The 14107-nt window shown below is 65.8% G+C and carries 19 protein-coding genes; 1 reads left to right on the top strand and 18 read right to left on the bottom strand.

Annotation, left to right across the window (positions count from 1 at the left end; all coding sequences use genetic code 11):
* The 12 genes from DBR23_RS30170 to DBR23_RS01505 form a co-directional block, all read right to left on the bottom strand.
* A partial coding sequence (locus DBR23_RS30170) for a patatin-like phospholipase family protein (protein ID WP_233250221.1) occupies positions 1 to 351 on the bottom strand: 351 nt, incomplete at its 3' end.
* Positions 344 to 730, bottom strand: a complete 387-nt coding sequence (locus tag DBR23_RS01555; RefSeq protein WP_056060250.1) for a hypothetical protein — start codon at positions 728 to 730, stop codon at positions 344 to 346. The genes DBR23_RS01555 and DBR23_RS30170, both read right to left, overlap by 8 nt.
* On the bottom strand, positions 727 to 1101 hold the full coding sequence (locus DBR23_RS01550; protein WP_043566048.1) for a phosphoribosyl-ATP diphosphatase: 375 nt from the start codon (positions 1099 to 1101) through the stop codon (positions 727 to 729). Before DBR23_RS01550 ends, DBR23_RS01555 begins: the two co-directional genes overlap by 4 nt.
* A 20-nt stretch (positions 1102 to 1121) precedes the next feature.
* A complete protein-coding gene (hisI, locus tag DBR23_RS01545; protein ID WP_082522382.1) occupies positions 1122 to 1520 on the bottom strand; it encodes a phosphoribosyl-AMP cyclohydrolase in 399 nt (132 codons plus the stop codon).
* 124 nt (positions 1521 to 1644) lie between these two features.
* On the bottom strand, positions 1645 to 2445 hold the full coding sequence (gene hisF, locus DBR23_RS01540) for an imidazole glycerol phosphate synthase subunit HisF (protein WP_056747261.1): 801 nt from the start codon (positions 2443 to 2445) through the stop codon (positions 1645 to 1647).
* Between the two features lie 7 nt (positions 2446 to 2452).
* Positions 2453 to 3193, bottom strand: a complete 741-nt coding sequence (hisA, locus tag DBR23_RS01535) for a 1-(5-phosphoribosyl)-5-[(5-phosphoribosylamino)methylideneamino]imidazole-4-carboxamide isomerase (RefSeq protein ID WP_056060243.1) — start codon at positions 3191 to 3193, stop codon at positions 2453 to 2455.
* A gap of 65 nt (positions 3194 to 3258) precedes the next feature.
* A complete protein-coding gene (gene hisH / locus DBR23_RS01530; protein WP_108497078.1) occupies positions 3259 to 3936 on the bottom strand; it encodes an imidazole glycerol phosphate synthase subunit HisH in 678 nt (225 codons plus the stop codon).
* Positions 3937 to 3987: 51 nt separating this feature from the next.
* The gene (gene hisB / locus DBR23_RS01525; protein ID WP_015012685.1) at positions 3988 to 4626 is read right to left on the bottom strand and encodes an imidazoleglycerol-phosphate dehydratase HisB; all 639 of its coding nucleotides are present in this window, start codon (positions 4624 to 4626) and stop codon (positions 3988 to 3990) included.
* Positions 4623 to 5744 carry a histidinol-phosphate transaminase gene (gene hisC / locus DBR23_RS01520; protein ID WP_108497077.1) on the bottom strand — a complete coding sequence of 374 codons (1122 nt, stop codon included), beginning with the start codon at positions 5742 to 5744 and terminating at the stop codon, positions 4623 to 4625. The genes hisB and hisC overlap by 4 nt, the downstream gene beginning before the upstream one ends.
* Positions 5741 to 6193, bottom strand: a complete 453-nt coding sequence (locus DBR23_RS01515) for a PIN domain-containing protein (protein WP_056060234.1) — start codon at positions 6191 to 6193, stop codon at positions 5741 to 5743. The genes hisC and DBR23_RS01515 overlap by 4 nt, the downstream gene beginning before the upstream one ends.
* Before the next feature lie 14 nt (positions 6194 to 6207).
* Positions 6208 to 6432: a CopG family transcriptional regulator gene (locus DBR23_RS01510; protein ID WP_069103652.1), complete on the bottom strand. Its 225-nt coding sequence runs from the start codon at positions 6430 to 6432 to the stop codon at positions 6208 to 6210.
* A 60-nt stretch (positions 6433 to 6492) separates the two neighbouring features.
* Positions 6493 to 7947 carry a PLP-dependent aminotransferase family protein gene (locus DBR23_RS01505; RefSeq protein WP_108497076.1) on the bottom strand — a complete coding sequence of 485 codons (1455 nt, stop codon included), beginning with the start codon at positions 7945 to 7947 and terminating at the stop codon, positions 6493 to 6495.
* A gap of 151 nt (positions 7948 to 8098) precedes the next feature.
* Between DBR23_RS01505 and DBR23_RS01500 the strand changes: the two genes are divergently transcribed.
* The gene (locus tag DBR23_RS01500) at positions 8099 to 8509 is read left to right on the top strand and encodes a DUF2917 domain-containing protein (protein ID WP_108497075.1); all 411 of its coding nucleotides are present in this window, start codon (positions 8099 to 8101) and stop codon (positions 8507 to 8509) included.
* Here the strand turns inward: DBR23_RS01500 and hisD are convergent.
* From hisD to DBR23_RS01470, 6 genes are all read right to left on the bottom strand, one after another.
* The gene (gene hisD / locus DBR23_RS01495) at positions 8496 to 9878 is read right to left on the bottom strand and encodes a histidinol dehydrogenase (RefSeq protein WP_108497074.1); all 1383 of its coding nucleotides are present in this window, start codon (positions 9876 to 9878) and stop codon (positions 8496 to 8498) included. The two genes, DBR23_RS01500 and hisD, sit on opposite strands and share 14 nt — an antisense overlap.
* A 22-nt stretch (positions 9879 to 9900) precedes the next feature.
* Positions 9901 to 10548: an ATP phosphoribosyltransferase gene (gene hisG / locus DBR23_RS01490; RefSeq protein ID WP_056641761.1), complete on the bottom strand. Its 648-nt coding sequence runs from the start codon at positions 10546 to 10548 to the stop codon at positions 9901 to 9903.
* 11 nt (positions 10549 to 10559) lie between these two features.
* The gene (gene murA, locus DBR23_RS01485) at positions 10560 to 11834 is read right to left on the bottom strand and encodes a UDP-N-acetylglucosamine 1-carboxyvinyltransferase (protein WP_108497073.1); all 1275 of its coding nucleotides are present in this window, start codon (positions 11832 to 11834) and stop codon (positions 10560 to 10562) included.
* Between the two features lie 96 nt (positions 11835 to 11930).
* Complete coding sequence (locus DBR23_RS01480; RefSeq protein WP_108497072.1) at positions 11931 to 12173, bottom strand: BolA family protein; 243 nt, start codon at positions 12171 to 12173, stop codon at positions 11931 to 11933.
* A 104-nt stretch (positions 12174 to 12277) separates the two neighbouring features.
* Complete coding sequence (locus DBR23_RS01475) at positions 12278 to 13033, bottom strand: ABC transporter permease (RefSeq protein ID WP_108497071.1); 756 nt, start codon at positions 13031 to 13033, stop codon at positions 12278 to 12280.
* Positions 13030 to 13968, bottom strand: coding sequence for an ABC transporter ATP-binding protein (locus tag DBR23_RS01470; RefSeq protein WP_108497070.1), 939 nt, complete (start codon positions 13966 to 13968; stop codon positions 13030 to 13032). The genes DBR23_RS01475 and DBR23_RS01470 overlap by 4 nt, the downstream gene beginning before the upstream one ends.
* Positions 13969 to 14107: the final 139 nt, after the last annotated feature.

The following is a 14107-nucleotide window of genomic DNA, read 5'->3' as shown; positions in this document are numbered from 1 at the left end:
CCACTGCGACATCATGCCCACCAGCGGATTGGCGGCAGACAACGGCGTTCCCCAGGTCAGGCTGCCCAGCGCGCCCACCCCTTCCCACAGGCGGGTGAGCGATTCGCGGGCCAGGGTGCAGCCTGCGAGGTGGGCGTCTTCGGGGTCCTTGTGCTGCTGCGCTGCCTGCGCAAACCCATGCGCCAGGGCCACTGCGTTCATGGCGCCTGCACTGGTGCCACTGACACCGTCGAACTGCCACTGGCCGTCCTCCAGCAGCGCATCCAGCACGCCCCAGGTGAGCGCGCCGTGCGAGCCGCCGCCCTGCAGCGCCAGGTTCAGACGCGGGCGGGGACGGGCTGCTTCATGCATCCACGGCCTGGCTCTTGTTCATGGCGACCATGCCGCGCACGATGCGGTACAGGAACCAGATGGAGATCAGGCCCCAGGCGATCCAGCCGGGCAGGAAGAACAGCAGCCACAGCGGCGCCGTGACGATGTAGAGCACGCCAGCCCAGATCACGGTGCGGATGCGCCATGAGAAATGGTTGGCCTGCCAAGTGCCTTCGGCATCGCCTTTTTTCACCAGGTCGATCACCAGCGCCACGATCAGCAGCGCAGCGCCGGGCTGCGCGCCGGGGATGACCGCCCCCAGCGCCACGATCAGGTGCAGCACATAGCTGACCCAGCCGATGGCCTTGAGGTCCTCGGCCTTCTGGTCGTTGGTCTGCACATCGATGATGTCGCTCACGGCGTGCCTTCTTCGGCAGCGCGTTCCGCCACCTTGCGCAGGGCCTTTTCCTCGATGCCGCTGGTGCCTTCGCGGCGCTCCAGCTCGGCCACCACATCGGCAGGCGTGAGCCCGTAATGGGCCAGCGCCACCATGGTGTGAAACCACAGGTCGGCCACTTCATAGACGATCTTGGACTTGTCGGCGCCGTGGTCGACATCCTTGGCGGCCATGACCACCTCGGTGGCTTCTTCGCCGATCTTCTTCAGGAAGGCATCGGGCCCCTTGTGCAGCAGGCGTGACACGTAGCTGGTGGCCGGGTCGCCGCCGTTGGCGGGCTTGCGGCTTTCGATGACGGCGGCCAGGCGCGCCAGGGAATCGTGGGAACTCATGCTCTTGTCGTCCATTGCCATTACTTGTAGATGGATTCGGGGTCTTTCAAGACCGGATCGACAGCGTGCCAGGCACCGTCCTTGAGCACGCTGAAAAAGCAGCTGTGGCGGCCCGTGTGGCAGGCGATGCCGGGCTCGTGGCCCTGCTGGGTGACCTTGAGCAGCACCACGTCGTTGTCGCAGTCCAGGCGGATCTCGTGCACCGTCTGCACGTGGCCGGACTCTTCGCCCTTGAACCACAGCTTTTTGCGCGAGCGGCTGAAGTACACGGCGCGGCCCAGTTCAGCGGTTTTCGCCAGGGCCTCGCGGTTCATCCACGCAAACATCAGCACGTCGCCCGTGCCCTGCTCTTGCGCAATCACGGGCACCAGACCCTGCGCATCCCATTTCACTTCGTTGAGCCAGTTCATGGGGGCCATTGTCGGTGATCCGTGTGGCGCGCCAGTGCCAACCAGGGCGCGCACCTGCACTTTTCAATTGTTTTTGATTACAAGCGCAGGTATTACATGCGCTTGAAGCTATCAAATCAGGAGCAAATGCCGATCACATCCGCACGGGGATGCCGCGCTCTGCCATGCGCTGCTTGGCCTGGCCCACGGTGTATTCGCCGTAGTGGAAGATGCTGGCGGCCAGCACCGCGTCGGCGCCACCGGTCTGGATGCCGTCGGCCAAGTGGTCAAGGTTGCCCACGCCGCCCGAGGCGATCACGGGCACGCTGACCGCGTCACTCACCGCGCGGGTCAGTTCCAGGTCAAAACCCGCCTTGGTGCCGTCGCGGTCCATGCTGGTCAGCAGGATCTCGCCCGCACCGCGCTGCGCCATCTCGGTGGCCCAAGCAATGGCGTCCAGGCCGGTGTTCTTGCGCCCGCCGTGGCTGTACACGTCCCAGCCCGCACCCACGGGCTGGCCGTTGGCACCCAGGCGCAAGGCGTCCTCGGCAGAGCGGCGCTTGGCGTCGATGGCCACCACGATGCACTGCGCGCCGTACTTGGCCGACACCGCGTTGATCACCTCAGGATTGGCAATCGCGGCCGAGTTGAAGCTGGTCTTGTCCGCGCCGGCATTGAGCAGGCGGCGCACATCGTCCACGGTGCGCACGCCACCACCCACGGTGAGCGGAATGAACACCTGGCTGGCCACGGCCTCGATGATGTGCAGGATGAGGTCACGGCCATCGCTGGTGGCGGTGATATCGAGGAAGGTGAGCTCGTCAGCGCCCTGCGCGTTGTAGCGCGCAGCAATTTCGACCGGGTCGCCTGCGTCGCGCAGCTCGACGAAATTGACACCCTTGACCACACGGCCTCCGGTGACGTCCAGGCAAGGGATGATGCGTTTGGCGAGCATGCGGTCCTTAGCCGTTCAGTTCGTCGGCACGTGCTTGTGCCGCCGCAAAGTCCAGGTCGCCGCTGTAGATGGCGCGGCCGCAGATCACGCCCTCCACGCCCTCGTCTTCGACGGCGCACAGCTGCTCGATGTCGGCCATGTTGGACAGGCCGCCCGAGGCGATCACAGGGATGCTCAAAGCCTGGGCCAGCTTCACCGTGGCGTCGATGTTGATGCCCGACAGCATGCCGTCGCGGCCGATGTCTGTATAGATGATGGATTCGACGCCCCAGTCCTCGAACTTCTTGGCCAGGTCCACGACCTCGTGGCCGGTGAGCTTGCTCCAGCCGTCGGTAGCCACCTTGCCGTCCTTGGCGTCGAGCCCCACGATGATGTGGCCGCCGAACGCGCTGCAGGCGTCTTTGAGGAAGCCGGGGTTCTTCACGGCCGCCGTGCCGATGATCACGTAGCGCAGGCCGCCGTCGATGTATTTCTCGATGGTGTCCAGGTCGCGGATGCCGCCGCCCAGCTGCACGGGAATGTCGTCGCCCACCTCTTTCAGGATGGACTTGATGGCGCTGTAGTTCTTGGGCACGCCCGCAAACGCACCGTTCAGGTCCACCAGGTGCAGGCGGCGTGCGCCGGCATCCACCCATTTGCGCGCCATGGCGGCGGGGTCTTCACCAAAGGTGGTGGATTGGTCCATATCGCCTTGCTTGAGGCGTACGCAGTGGCCGTCTTTGAGGTCGATGGCGGGGATGAGCAGCATGGTGGTGAAGTTCGGGTGAAAAAGGGCGAGACGCAGCTCAGCCCGAACGGGTGGGGGTTAAGGGATCAGGGATTCCAGTGCAGAAAATTGCGGTACAGGGCCAGGCCGTGCTCCGCGCTCTTCTCCGGGTGAAACTGGGTGGCAAAAATATTATCGCGTGCAACCGCGGCAGCAAACAAACCGCCGTAGTCGGCCTGCCCGGCGCAATGGGCAGGATTTTGCGGCACAGCGTAGAAACTGTGCACGAAGTAGAAGTAACTGTTGTCGGGCACACCAGCCCACACCGGGTGCACGCCGCCGCCGTGGTGGGCGTGGGGCATCTGCCGCACCTGGTTCCAGCCCATCTGGGGCACCTTGAAACGGCTGCCATCGGGCTGGGTGCGGCCTGCCAGGTCAAACTTGAGCACATCGCCAGGGATCAGGCCCAGGCCGGGCGTGTTGCCTTCGGCGCTGTGGTCCAGCAGCATCTGCATGCCCACGCACACGCCAAACATCGGCTTGGTGGCAGCGGCTTCGAGCACCGATTCCTGCAGGCCCGACTCGCGCAGCTCGCGCATGCAATCGGGCATGGCGCCCTGCCCTGGCAGCACGATGCGCTGGGCGGCGCGCACGTCTTCGGGGCGCTGGGTGACGACCACGGTCCAGCCCGTGCCCTCGGCGGCGGCCTGCACGGCCTGCGACACCGAGCGCAGATTGCCCATGCCGTAGTCCACGACCGCCACTGTTTTTGCTTCCATATTCATAGCTGCTAGCGCATACAAATCAAGCGCTTGCGCCTGATTTGACTGAAAAATTCACAGAGAACCCTTGGTGGAGGGGATGACACCGGCCGAGCGCGGATCACGCTCCAGCGCCGCACGCAGCGTGCGTCCGAACGCCTTGAAGATGGTCTCGCACTGGTGGTGTGCGTTGACGCCCTTGAGGTTGTCGATGTGCAGCGTCACGCCCGCGTGGTTCACAAAGCCCTGGAAGAACTCGAACACCAGCTGCGTGTCGAGCTGGCCGATGCTCCCGGCCGTGAACTTCACGTCCATGTGCAGCCCGGGGCGGCCCGAAAAATCGACCACCACGCGCGACAGCGCTTCGTCCAGCGGCACGTAGGCATGGCCATAGCGGCGGATGCCTTTCTTGTCGCCCACGGCGCGTGCAAAGGCCTGGCCCAGGGTGATGCCCACGTCTTCCACCGTGTGGTGGCCGTCGATGTGCAGGTCGCCTTCGCAGTCGATGTCGAGGTCAATCAGCCCGTGGCGGGCGATCTGGTCGAGCATGTGGTCAAAGAAGCCGATGCCGGTGTGCAGCTTGGCCTGGCCGGTGCCGTCGAGGTTGATGCGCACACTGATGCGCGTCTCGGCGGTGTTGCGGCTGACCTCGGCAATGCGGTCAGCCATCGGGTCGGCCGATGGGGCGGAAGGTACGAGTGCGGAGGAAGTCATAGGGAGGCTTGGAGTGCGGCCAGCATCTGCGCGTTGTCTTCGGCATTGCCTACCGTCAGGCGCAGGCAGTTGGCCAGCAATGGGTGCATTGTAGAAACGTTCTTGACGAGCACCTTGCGGTTTTTCATGCCCTCGTAGGCCTTGGCGGAATCCGCCACACGGATCAGCACCATGTTGGCCTCGCTGTCCCAGCACTTTTCGACTCCCGGCATCTGGCGCAACGCGGCGATGAGCGTGGCGCGTTCGACACGGATCTCGGCGGCCTGGGCGGCAAAAACCTCGGCATGTTCCAGCGCAAACAGGGCGGCTTCGCAGTTGAGCACGCTCACGTTGTAGGGCGGGCGCACCTTGTCGATCTCGCTCACGAACGCCGAGGGCCCGATGAGGTAGCCCAGGCGCACGCCCGCGAGGCCAAACTTGCTGAGCGTGCGCATGAGCAGCACGTGCGCATTGCGCGCAGGCTCGGCACGCATGCGGTCGATCCAGGTGCGGCTGGCAAAGGGCTGGTAGGCCTCGTCCATGACCACGATGCCGCCCTGCGCACCTGCGGCATCGATGATGCGCTGCACCGCGCCCTCGTCCCACAGCGTGGCCGTGGGGTTGTTGGGGTAGGCGATGTAGGTGATGGCCGGGCGGTGCTGTCCGATGGCGGCCAGCATGGCAGGCTCATCCAGCTCGAAGTCGGGCGTGAGCGGCACGCCGACAAAGTCAAGGCCCTGCAGCTGCGCCGACAGCGGGTACATCACAAAACCGGGCATGGGTGCCAGCATGGTGGCGCGCTGACCCGTGCCGGGCTGTGCGCAGGCCAGGGCCAGCAGGGTGATGAGTTCGTCCGACCCGTTGCCCAGCACGATGCCATAGCCCTCGGGCATGCCCGCGTACTGCGCCAGGGCCGCCTTCAGGTCGGCAATGCGGTCGCCGGGGTAGCGGTTGAGTGCCACCGAACCCAGGCGCTGGCCCAGCGCGGCCTGCAAATGCGCGGGCAGGCGGAAGGGGTTCTCCATCGCGTCCATCTTGAGCATGCCGGTGGACGGCTGCACGACATAGGAATGCATCGCGCGCACGTCAGGGCGGATGCGGGCCAGGGCCTGGAGGGGGGACGACGCGGGAGTAGTCATTCGGTGGTGTCCAGTTCGTTGGGGGTGACAAGGAAAGGGTTGATGGGGCGCACGGCGTCCATCGGCTGATCGTGCGGCAGTGCCTCGGTCAGCAGGTAGCGGCAGCCTTGCTGGTGGGCGGACGAGAGGATGAGTGCATCCCAGTAGCCCAGGCGGTAGCGGTCCTGCAGGTCCCAGGCGCCATCCACGGTGTAGGAGTCCAGGTGCGGCGGCAGCCACACGCGCAGGCGGCGCACCTGGGCGCGCACCTGCTGCAGCACGTGGGGGCCATCAAAACGCTGGATGGCCTGGTTGTACAGCTCGTTGAGCACCTGCGAGCTGATGCGGCCGCTGCGCGTCTGCCAGCAAAAGCTGATCCATTCGCGCGCCCGCGCCTGGCGCTCGGCATCGCGGTCGTCCACGCTGGCGAGCAGGATTTCGGTATCGACAAAGATAGGGACGGTGGCCATGCGTTTTGCCCCGTTCAGCGCAGAAACAGGGTCTCGCGCGGCACATAGGGCCCGCTCGAAGCACCCCAGCTTTCAAAACTCAGCGCCTCGCGCATGGCCTGGGCATAGGCGTCTTCCTGGCGCATCTTTTCGGCCAGCCATTCACCGAGCAGGCGGGACACGCTGCTGCCGCGCTTGGCGGCTTCCACGCGCACCCATTCGGCAACGGTGTCGTCCATGGTAACGGTGATGTTTTTCATGGGTTAAATATTACACGAACTTCGTGCGCCACGAATTTCGTGTTGATTAAAACACCACAATCAAGCCGCCTTGCGCTGTGCCCCGCCCTGCAGCATCTGGCACGCCATGTCACCCACGGTGCGCAGCGCCTCCAGATGGGCAGGCGACCAGTCGCCGCCCACGCCAATGCGCAGGCAGTTGCGGAACCGCCCGCTGGCGCTGAACACCGTGCCGGGTGCGATCAGGATCTGCCGGGCCAGGCAGGCCTCGTGCAGTTGCACGGAATCGAGCGCGCGAGGCAGCTCCAGCCACAGCAGCAGGCCGCCGGGCGGGTCACTCACGCGCGTACCCTGCGGGAAGTGCGCGGCAATCACGTGGCGCACCTCATCCATGCGCGCCGCCACGGCCGCACGCAGCTGGCGCATGGCGGCGGCGTGGCCCGTCTGAGTGATGAGGTCGGCCAGGGCCAGCTCCAGCACGGCGGACTGGCCACCCGCCTGCAGGTCCTTGATGGCGCGCAGCTTGTCGGCCCAGCGGCCGGCCTCCAGCCAGCCCAGGCGCAGGCCCGGCGCCAGCGTCTTGGAGAACGAGTCGCACAACATCACATGGCCTGTGGTGTCGTACGACTTGACGGTGCGGCGCATCTCGTCCACCTCGACCAGATCGTTGTAGATCGCGTCCTCGATGACCGCCATGTCGTGCCGCGCCGCCATCTGCACCAGGCGCCTGCGCTCGGCCTGGGGCATGCAGCTGCCCAGCGGGTTGCTGAGCGTGGGCACCACCATCACGGCCTTGACGGGCTGGGTGTCCAGCGCGAGCTGCAGCGCATCAAGAGACAGTCCGTTGCGCGGGTGGGTGGGAATCTCCAGCGCCTTGAGGTGCAGGCCCTGCAGCACCTCCAGAAACGAAAAATGCGTGGGTGACTCCAGCGCCACCACGTCGCCCGGCTGCGTCACCGCGCGCAGGCACAGCGCAATGGAGTCCATGCAGCCGCCGGTGATCACGATATTCTCGGGGTCCAGGCTGCAGCCCAGGCTGACGGCATAGCGCGCCAGGGCGCGGCGCGCGTCCTCATGGCCCGACGAACCGGGGTAAGTGCACAGCAGGTTGCGGTGGCGCTGCGCGGCGCGCACCACGGCGCGGCGCACGCGGTCGGGGTTGAACAGCTCGGGGCCGGGCGTGCCGCTGCTGTACGAGATCATGTCCACCGGCTGGTTGCGCCCCAGGATACGCTGGCCCAGCCAGTCCACCGACACCTCGCGCGGGCGGCGCATCGGGCGCGGTGTGCTGGGCTCGGGCAGGCTCACCGGCCGCGCCGCCACAAAAAAGCCTGAGCGCGGGCGCGCGGTGATCAGGCGCGCATCTTCGAGCCAGTGGTAGGCCTGCACCACCGTGGTCTGCGCCACGCCGTGCTGGCGCGCCAGCTCACGCACCGAGGGCAGCTTTTCGCCGCGCGCCAGGGTGCCGTTGCGGATCAGCTGCGCGAGCTGTTCGGCGATTTGAAGGTACAACGGGGGTGCGTCATCGGTGGCCATGCTGCATTCTGTACTGGCCCTCTGGTCGATAGAAAGTACAGAGGCATCCCAGTACGACCAGTACAGATGGGTTGGTTTGCTGTTCTGTACTGGCCCAGATTGTGCAGGCCTGTGGCTGGTGGCGCATCGCAGGTGGCCGCACAGTGAAGGCATGAACACGCTGCACACCCCCACCCCACCGTCGCCCGCACTGCCCAGCCAGCCTGCGGTTCCTCTCACGCTGCAATGGAAGCGCCAGCCCCTGCCGCCGCTGCAGGCTGTCCAGGTGCTGGACTTCCGCGCAGGCGACATTGCCCTGCTCGAAGTCGAACAAGGCCGCGTCTGGGTGACCTGTGATGGTCTTCTGGAGGACTATTTTCTGGAGGCCGGCCAGCGCCTGTCCTTCACCGGACCCGTGCGACTGCGGGTCAGTGCCGAAGGCCACCGGCCCGCGCGGCTGAACTGGGCACAACACCGGGCGGTGGCAGGAGCCGCCTGTCCACCTGCACCCGCCGCATCTCAGCCCAAGGCGTCGGCACCCACACAGGGTGCCCTGCCCCGGGGGGCGATCAGCGCGGCTTGACTCCAGCCTTGAGCCGCATCTCGGCCGCCTGCGCGTGGGCCTGCAGGCCCTCGCCGTAGGCCAGCTCGGCGGCGATGGTGCCCAGCACCTGGGCACCAGCTTCGCTCACCTCGATGATGCTGCTGCGCTTCTGGAAGTCGTACACGCCCAGCGGGGAGGAGAAGCGTGCCGTGCCGCTGGTGGGCAGCACGTGGTTGGGGCCTGCGCAGTAGTCGCCCAGGCTTTCGGAGGTGTAGGCGCCCAGAAAGATCGCGCCCGCGTGGCGCAGCAAAGGCTCCCAACGGTGCGGGTCGGTGCTGCTCACTTCCAAATGCTCCGGAGCGATGCGGTTGCTGATCGCGCAGGCTTCTTCCATGTCCTTGGTGAGGATCAGCGCGCCCCGGCCGGTAAGGCTCTTGGCGATGATCTCGGCGCGCGGCATGGTAGGCAGCAGGCGGTCGATCTCGCGCTGCACGGCGTCGAGGTAGGCGGCGTCGGGGCACAGCAGGATGCTCTGCGCCAGCTCGTCATGCTCGGCCTGGCTGAAGAGATCCATCGCCACCCAGTCGGGCGGCGTGGTGCCATCGGCCAGCACCAGGATTTCGCTCGGGCCCGCGATCATGTCGATGCCCACGGTGCCGAACACCCGCTTCTTGGCGCTGGCCACGTAGGCGTTGCCGGGGCCGGTGATCTTGTCCACCTTGGGCACGGTCTCCGTTCCATACGCCAGCGCAGCCACGGCCTGGGCGCCGCCGATGGTGAAGGCACGGGTCACACCGGCCACGTAGGCGGCTGCCAGCACCAGCTCGTTGCGCTCGCCCTTCGTCGAGGTGCCCTCGCCCGTTCCGCCGGTTGCCACGCTGCCGCGCACGGGCGTGGGCACAACCATGATGATTTCCTGCACACCCGCCACATGGGCCGGGATGGCGTTCATCAGCAGGCTCGACGGGTAGGCGGCCTTGCCGCCGGGCACGTAGATGCCCACACGGTCCAGCGGCGTGACCTTCTGGCCCAGCAGCGTGCCGTCTTCGTCGCGGTAGCTCCAGCTCTCGCCCGAGGCCTTCTTCTGCGCTTCGTGGTAGCTGCGCACGCGCTTCGCTGCAGCCTGCAGGGCGTCGCGCTGAGCCTGTGGAATGGCGTCGAACGCGGCCTTGAAGTCGGCCTGGGTCAGCTCCAGCGCGGCCATGTTGGGGGCGCTGAGGCCGTCGAAGCGGGCGGTGTACTCCAGCACCGCCGCGTCGCCGCGCTTTTGCACGTCGGCCAGGATGTCGGCCACGCGCTGCTCAATGGCCGCGTCGGTGTCGGCAGACCAATGCAGGCGGGCTGCAAAATCAGCCTCAAAAGTGGCCGCAGAGGTGGACAGACGGGCGGGAGCAGCTACCAAAGTCATAGTGTCAGTCGTTGGGTGGAGGTCAGTTCTTTTCGGCCGGTATGGCCGAGGCAAACGCATCGATGATGCGACGCAGTGGCGCCTGCTTGAGCTTGAGCGCGGCCTGGTTCACGACCAGGTAGGAGCTGATGTCCATGATGCGCTCCACTTCGATGAGGTTGTTGGCCTTGAGGGTGTTGCCGGTGGAGACCAGGTCCACGATCGCATCGGCCAGGCCCGTGAGCGGCGCCAGTTCCATGCTGCCGTAGAGCTTGACCATGTCCACGTGCACGCCCTTGCTGGCAAAAAAGTCGCGCGCAATGCCGGTGTACTTGGTGGCGACCTTGAGGCGCGAGCCCTGCTTGACGGCCTGGGCGTAGTCGAAGTCATTGCGCACGGCCACGCTCACGCGGCACTTGGCAATGCGCAGGTCCAGCGGCTGGTACAGGCCCTGGCCGCCGTGCTCGATGAGCGTGTCCTTGCCAGTCACGCCGATGTCGGCGCCGCCGTATTCCACATAGGTGGGAACGTCGGTGGCGCGCACCAGCACCACGCGCACATTGGGCTGGTTGGTGGGGAGGATGAGCTTGCGCGATTTTTCGGGGTCTTCGAGCACCTCGATGCCTGCAGCGGCCAGCAGCGGCAGGGTTTCGTCAAAGATGCGGCCCTTGGAAAGCGCCAGGGTGATCATGTTGCTGCTGCTCATGCTTTTACTCGTTCGATGTCGGCGCCAATGCCGCGCAGTTTGGCTTCCATGCAGTCGTAGCCGCGGTCCAGGTGGTAGATGCGGTCCACCACGGTTTCGCCGTCGGCCACCAGGCCGGCAATGACTAGGCTGGCCGATGCACGCAGGTCGGTGGCCATCACGGTGGCGCCGGACAGGCGGGGCACTCCTTCGATGACCGCCACCTTGCCATCCACCTGGATTTTGGCGCCCAGGCGAACCAGCTCGTTGACGTGCATGAAACGGTTTTCAAAAATCGTCTCGGTCACCGTGGCCGTGCCCTGGGCGATGCAGTTCAGCGCCATGAATTGGGCCTGCATGTCGGTGGGAAAACCGGGGTACTCCGTGGTGCGAAAGCCCTGGGCCTTGAGCGTGGCGCCGCCGGCGCTTTGCACACGGATGCCGCCCTCGACCGCTTGCACGGTAGCACCGGCCTCGCGCAGCTTTTCGATCACGGCGTCGAGGTGGTCGGCGCGGCCATGGCGCAGCACCACATCACCGCCCGTGGCGGCCACAGCGCACAGGAAGGTGCCGGCCTCGATGCGGTCGGCCACCACGCGGTGGGTGCAGCCGTGCAGTTGGTCCACGCCCTGGATGCGGATGCGGCTGGTGCCGTGGCCTTCGATCTTCGCGCCCATGGCGATCAGCATCTCGGCCAGGTCCGAAATCTCGGGCTCTTGCGCGGCGTTTTCCAGCACCGTCTCGCCCTCGGCCAGCGCGGCGGCCATGAGGAAGTTCTCGGTGCCCGTCACCGTGACCATGTCGGTGGTGATGCGTGCGCCCTTCAGGCGCTTCCAGCCGGCGGGCAGCTTGGCGATCATGTAGCCGTGTTCGACCACGATCTCGGCGCCCATGGCGGCCAGGCCCTTGATGTGCTGGTCCACCGGGCGCGAACCGATGGCGCATCCACCGGGCAGCGACACCGTGGCCTCGCCAAAGCGCGCCAGCAGCGGGCCCAGGGCCAGCACAGAGGCGCGCATGGTCTTGACCAGCTCGTACGGGGCTTCGGGCGTGCTCAGCGCGCTGGCGTTGATATGCACGGTGCCGTCGTCGGCCCGCTCCGCCACCACGCCCATGTTGCGGATGAGCTTGAGCATGGTGCTCACGTCCTGCAGCTGGGGCACGTTGAGCAGGGTCACAGGCTCGGCCGTGAGCAGGGCGGCACACAACTCCGGCAAGGCGGCGTTCTTGGCGCCGGAGACCAGCGCCTCGCCTTGCAAGCTGCGTCCGCCGCGAATCAGGAGTTTGTCCATCTCAAATCACCAAAATAGGGGTCAAAAGTGCCGCTTGCGCTAGTGAAACATGCGCCAGCAGCTGTCAAAACGTGAGTGCCAGTGGGTGTGCAGGCGCTATGGCGCCTGGGCGGCCCATTCGGCCGGGGTGAAGGTTTTCATCGACAGCGCGTGCACCTCGTCGGTGTGCATTTTCGCGCCCAGCGTGGCGTACACGCGCTGGTGGCGCTGGATGGCGCGCTTGCCCTCGAACTCGGCCGAGACGATGGTGGCATACCAGTGGCGTCCATCGCCGTCGAGCGTAATGTGTTCGCAGGCCAGGCCAGCGGTGATGATGTCTTTGAGTTGGTCAGCGGTCATGGTGGGGCGCTCTGGATCAATGAGGACTGACGCAAATCGCGATGCAACAACCGCCTCGCACTGGAGGGGAGCGCTTGCCTGAACCTTGTTTTGCGTAAGTCATGTCAGTTACGGATTTTGTAGCCCGTGCGCAGCAGGTGCACGGCCAGCGCGCTCACGGCCAGCCAGGCGATGCCCACGATGCCCAGGCTGAGCCAGGGCGAGGTGTCGCTCTGGCCGAAGAAGCCGTAGCGGAAGCCGTCGATCATGTAGAAGAACGGGTTGAGGTGGCTCACGGCCTGCCAGAACGGCGGCAGCGACTGGATCGAATAGAACACGCCCGACAGGAAGGTCATGGGCACGATGATGAAGTTCTGGAACGCGGCCATCTGGTCGAACTTGTCGGCCCAGAGCCCCGCTATCAGCCCCAGCGTGGCCAGCAATGCCGCGCCCAGCAGGGCGAAGGCCAGAATCCACAGCGGCGCCGCAAACTCGGGCCGCGCAAACACCAGCGTGACGATGAACACACCCAGGCCCACCACCAGCCCGCGCACGATGGACGAGCCCACGTAGGCGCAGAACCAAGCCCAGTGCGACAGCGGCGTGAGCAGCACAAACACCAGGCTGCCCATGATCTTGCTCTGGATGATGCTGGACGAGCTGTTGGCAAAGGCGTTCTGCAACACGCTCATCATCACCAGGCCGGGCACCAGGAACGCGGTGTAGCTGATGCGGTCGTAGACCTTGACGTGGTCTTCGAGCACATGGCCGAAGATCAGCAGGTACAGCACAGCTGTGAGCACCGGGGCGGCGACGGTCTGGAAGCTGACCTTCCAGAACCGCAAAACTTCTTTGTAGAACAGCGTCTGCCAGCCGGTCATAGCGCAACACCCTCCAGCGGAATGTTCGATGCCGACGTGCCGGACATCACTTGCAGGAACACATCCTCCAGATCGGGCCGGCGAATCTCCATGTCCTGCACCTCGACCCCGGCCACGCGCAAGGCAGCCAGGTGGTTTTCAATCTCTGCCGCGTCGTGCGCCGGCAACTGGACGATGCGACCGGTGACCCGCGCCACGGCAGCCAGCGCGGGCGGCAGGGCCGTGTCGGTCTTGAACTGCAGCACGCTGCCCGAGGCGGCCTTGAGCAACTCGCTGGTGCGGTTGAGCGCCACCACCTGCCCCGCCTTGAGCATGGCAATGCGGCCGCACAGGGCTTCGGCTTCTTCGAGGTAGTGGGTGGTGAGCAGCACGGTGTGCCCCTCTTTGTTCAGGCGGGCGATGAAGTGCCACAGCGTCTGGCGCAGCTCCACGTCCACGCCCGCCGTGGGCTCGTCGAGCACGATGATGGGCGGCTTGTGCACCAGGGCTTGTGCCACCAGCACACGGCGCTTCATGCCGCCCGACAGCTGGCGCATGTTGGCGTTGGCCTTGTCGGTCAGGCCGAGGTTCTCCAGCAGCTCGTCGATCCAGGCGTCGTTGTTCTTCACGCCGAAGTAGCCCGACTGGATGCGCAGCGCCTCGCGCACGTTGAAGAAAGGGTCGAACACCAGCTCTTGCGGCACGATGCCCAGCTTGCGGCGGGCATCGGCGTACTGGGCCTGCACATCGCTGCCCTGCACCAGCACGCGGCCGCTGGTGGCACGCGCCAGGCCTGCGAGGATGCTGATCAGGGTGGTCTTGCCGGCACCATTGGGGCCCAGGAGCCCGAAGAACTCGCCCTCCTCAATGTCCAGATTGACCTGGTTCAGTGCCTGAAAAGGGCCTTTGGGCGTGGCAAAGGTCTTGGAGATGGCTTGGAAGGAGACTGCGGGCATGAAGCCTTCGATTTTAAGGCCTCAGCCCTCGGCGGGCGGGGCGGCCGCTTCAATGGCCCCTGGCGGGCGCTGTGGGCCCTCAGCTTCATGGCTTGGGGGCAGAGCCACCCGGGACCATGAAAGCTATTTCATATCAAGG

This window comes from Acidovorax sp. HMWF018, assembly GCF_003061035.1.
Classification (GTDB): Bacteria; Pseudomonadota; Gammaproteobacteria; order Burkholderiales; family Burkholderiaceae_C; genus Acidovorax; species Acidovorax delafieldii.
This window is presented reverse-complemented; position numbering and strand designations above follow the sequence as displayed.

What these genes read in the sequence shown, in the direction of transcription:
- DBR23_RS01550 (WP_043566048.1), bottom strand. Translation starts at nt 1,101, where the DNA reads ATGAGTTCCCACGATTCCCTGGCGCGCCTGGCCGCCGTCATCGAAAGC.
- hisI (WP_082522382.1), bottom strand. Translation starts at nt 1,520, where the DNA reads ATGGCCCCCATGAACTGGCTCAACGAAGTGAAATGGGATGCGCAGGGT.
- hisF (WP_056747261.1), bottom strand. Translation starts at nt 2,445, where the DNA reads ATGCTCGCCAAACGCATCATCCCTTGCCTGGACGTCACCGGAGGCCGT.
- hisA (WP_056060243.1), bottom strand. Translation starts at nt 3,193, where the DNA reads ATGCTGCTCATCCCCGCCATCGACCTCAAAGACGGCCACTGCGTACGC.
- hisH (WP_108497078.1), bottom strand. Translation starts at nt 3,936, where the DNA reads ATGAATATGGAAGCAAAAACAGTGGCGGTCGTGGACTACGGCATGGGC.
- hisB (WP_015012685.1), bottom strand. Translation starts at nt 4,626, where the DNA reads ATGACTTCCTCCGCACTCGTACCTTCCGCCCCATCGGCCGACCCGATG.
- hisC (WP_108497077.1), bottom strand. Translation starts at nt 5,744, where the DNA reads ATGACTACTCCCGCGTCGTCCCCCCTCCAGGCCCTGGCCCGCATCCGC.
- DBR23_RS01515 (WP_056060234.1), bottom strand. Translation starts at nt 6,193, where the DNA reads ATGGCCACCGTCCCTATCTTTGTCGATACCGAAATCCTGCTCGCCAGC.
- DBR23_RS01510 (WP_069103652.1), bottom strand. Translation starts at nt 6,432, where the DNA reads ATGAAAAACATCACCGTTACCATGGACGACACCGTTGCCGAATGGGTG.
- DBR23_RS01505 (WP_108497076.1), bottom strand. Translation starts at nt 7,947, where the DNA reads ATGGCCACCGATGACGCACCCCCGTTGTACCTTCAAATCGCCGAACAG.
- DBR23_RS01500 (WP_108497075.1), top strand. Translation starts at nt 8,099, where the DNA reads ATGAACACGCTGCACACCCCCACCCCACCGTCGCCCGCACTGCCCAGC.
- hisD (WP_108497074.1), bottom strand. Translation starts at nt 9,878, where the DNA reads ATGACTTTGGTAGCTGCTCCCGCCCGTCTGTCCACCTCTGCGGCCACT.
- hisG (WP_056641761.1), bottom strand. Translation starts at nt 10,548, where the DNA reads ATGATCACCCTGGCGCTTTCCAAGGGCCGCATCTTTGACGAAACCCTG.
- murA (WP_108497073.1), bottom strand. Translation starts at nt 11,834, where the DNA reads ATGGACAAACTCCTGATTCGCGGCGGACGCAGCTTGCAAGGCGAGGCG.
- DBR23_RS01480 (WP_108497072.1), bottom strand. Translation starts at nt 12,173, where the DNA reads ATGACCGCTGACCAACTCAAAGACATCATCACCGCTGGCCTGGCCTGC.
- DBR23_RS01475 (WP_108497071.1), bottom strand. Translation starts at nt 13,033, where the DNA reads ATGACCGGCTGGCAGACGCTGTTCTACAAAGAAGTTTTGCGGTTCTGG.
- DBR23_RS01470 (WP_108497070.1), bottom strand. Translation starts at nt 13,968, where the DNA reads ATGCCCGCAGTCTCCTTCCAAGCCATCTCCAAGACCTTTGCCACGCCC.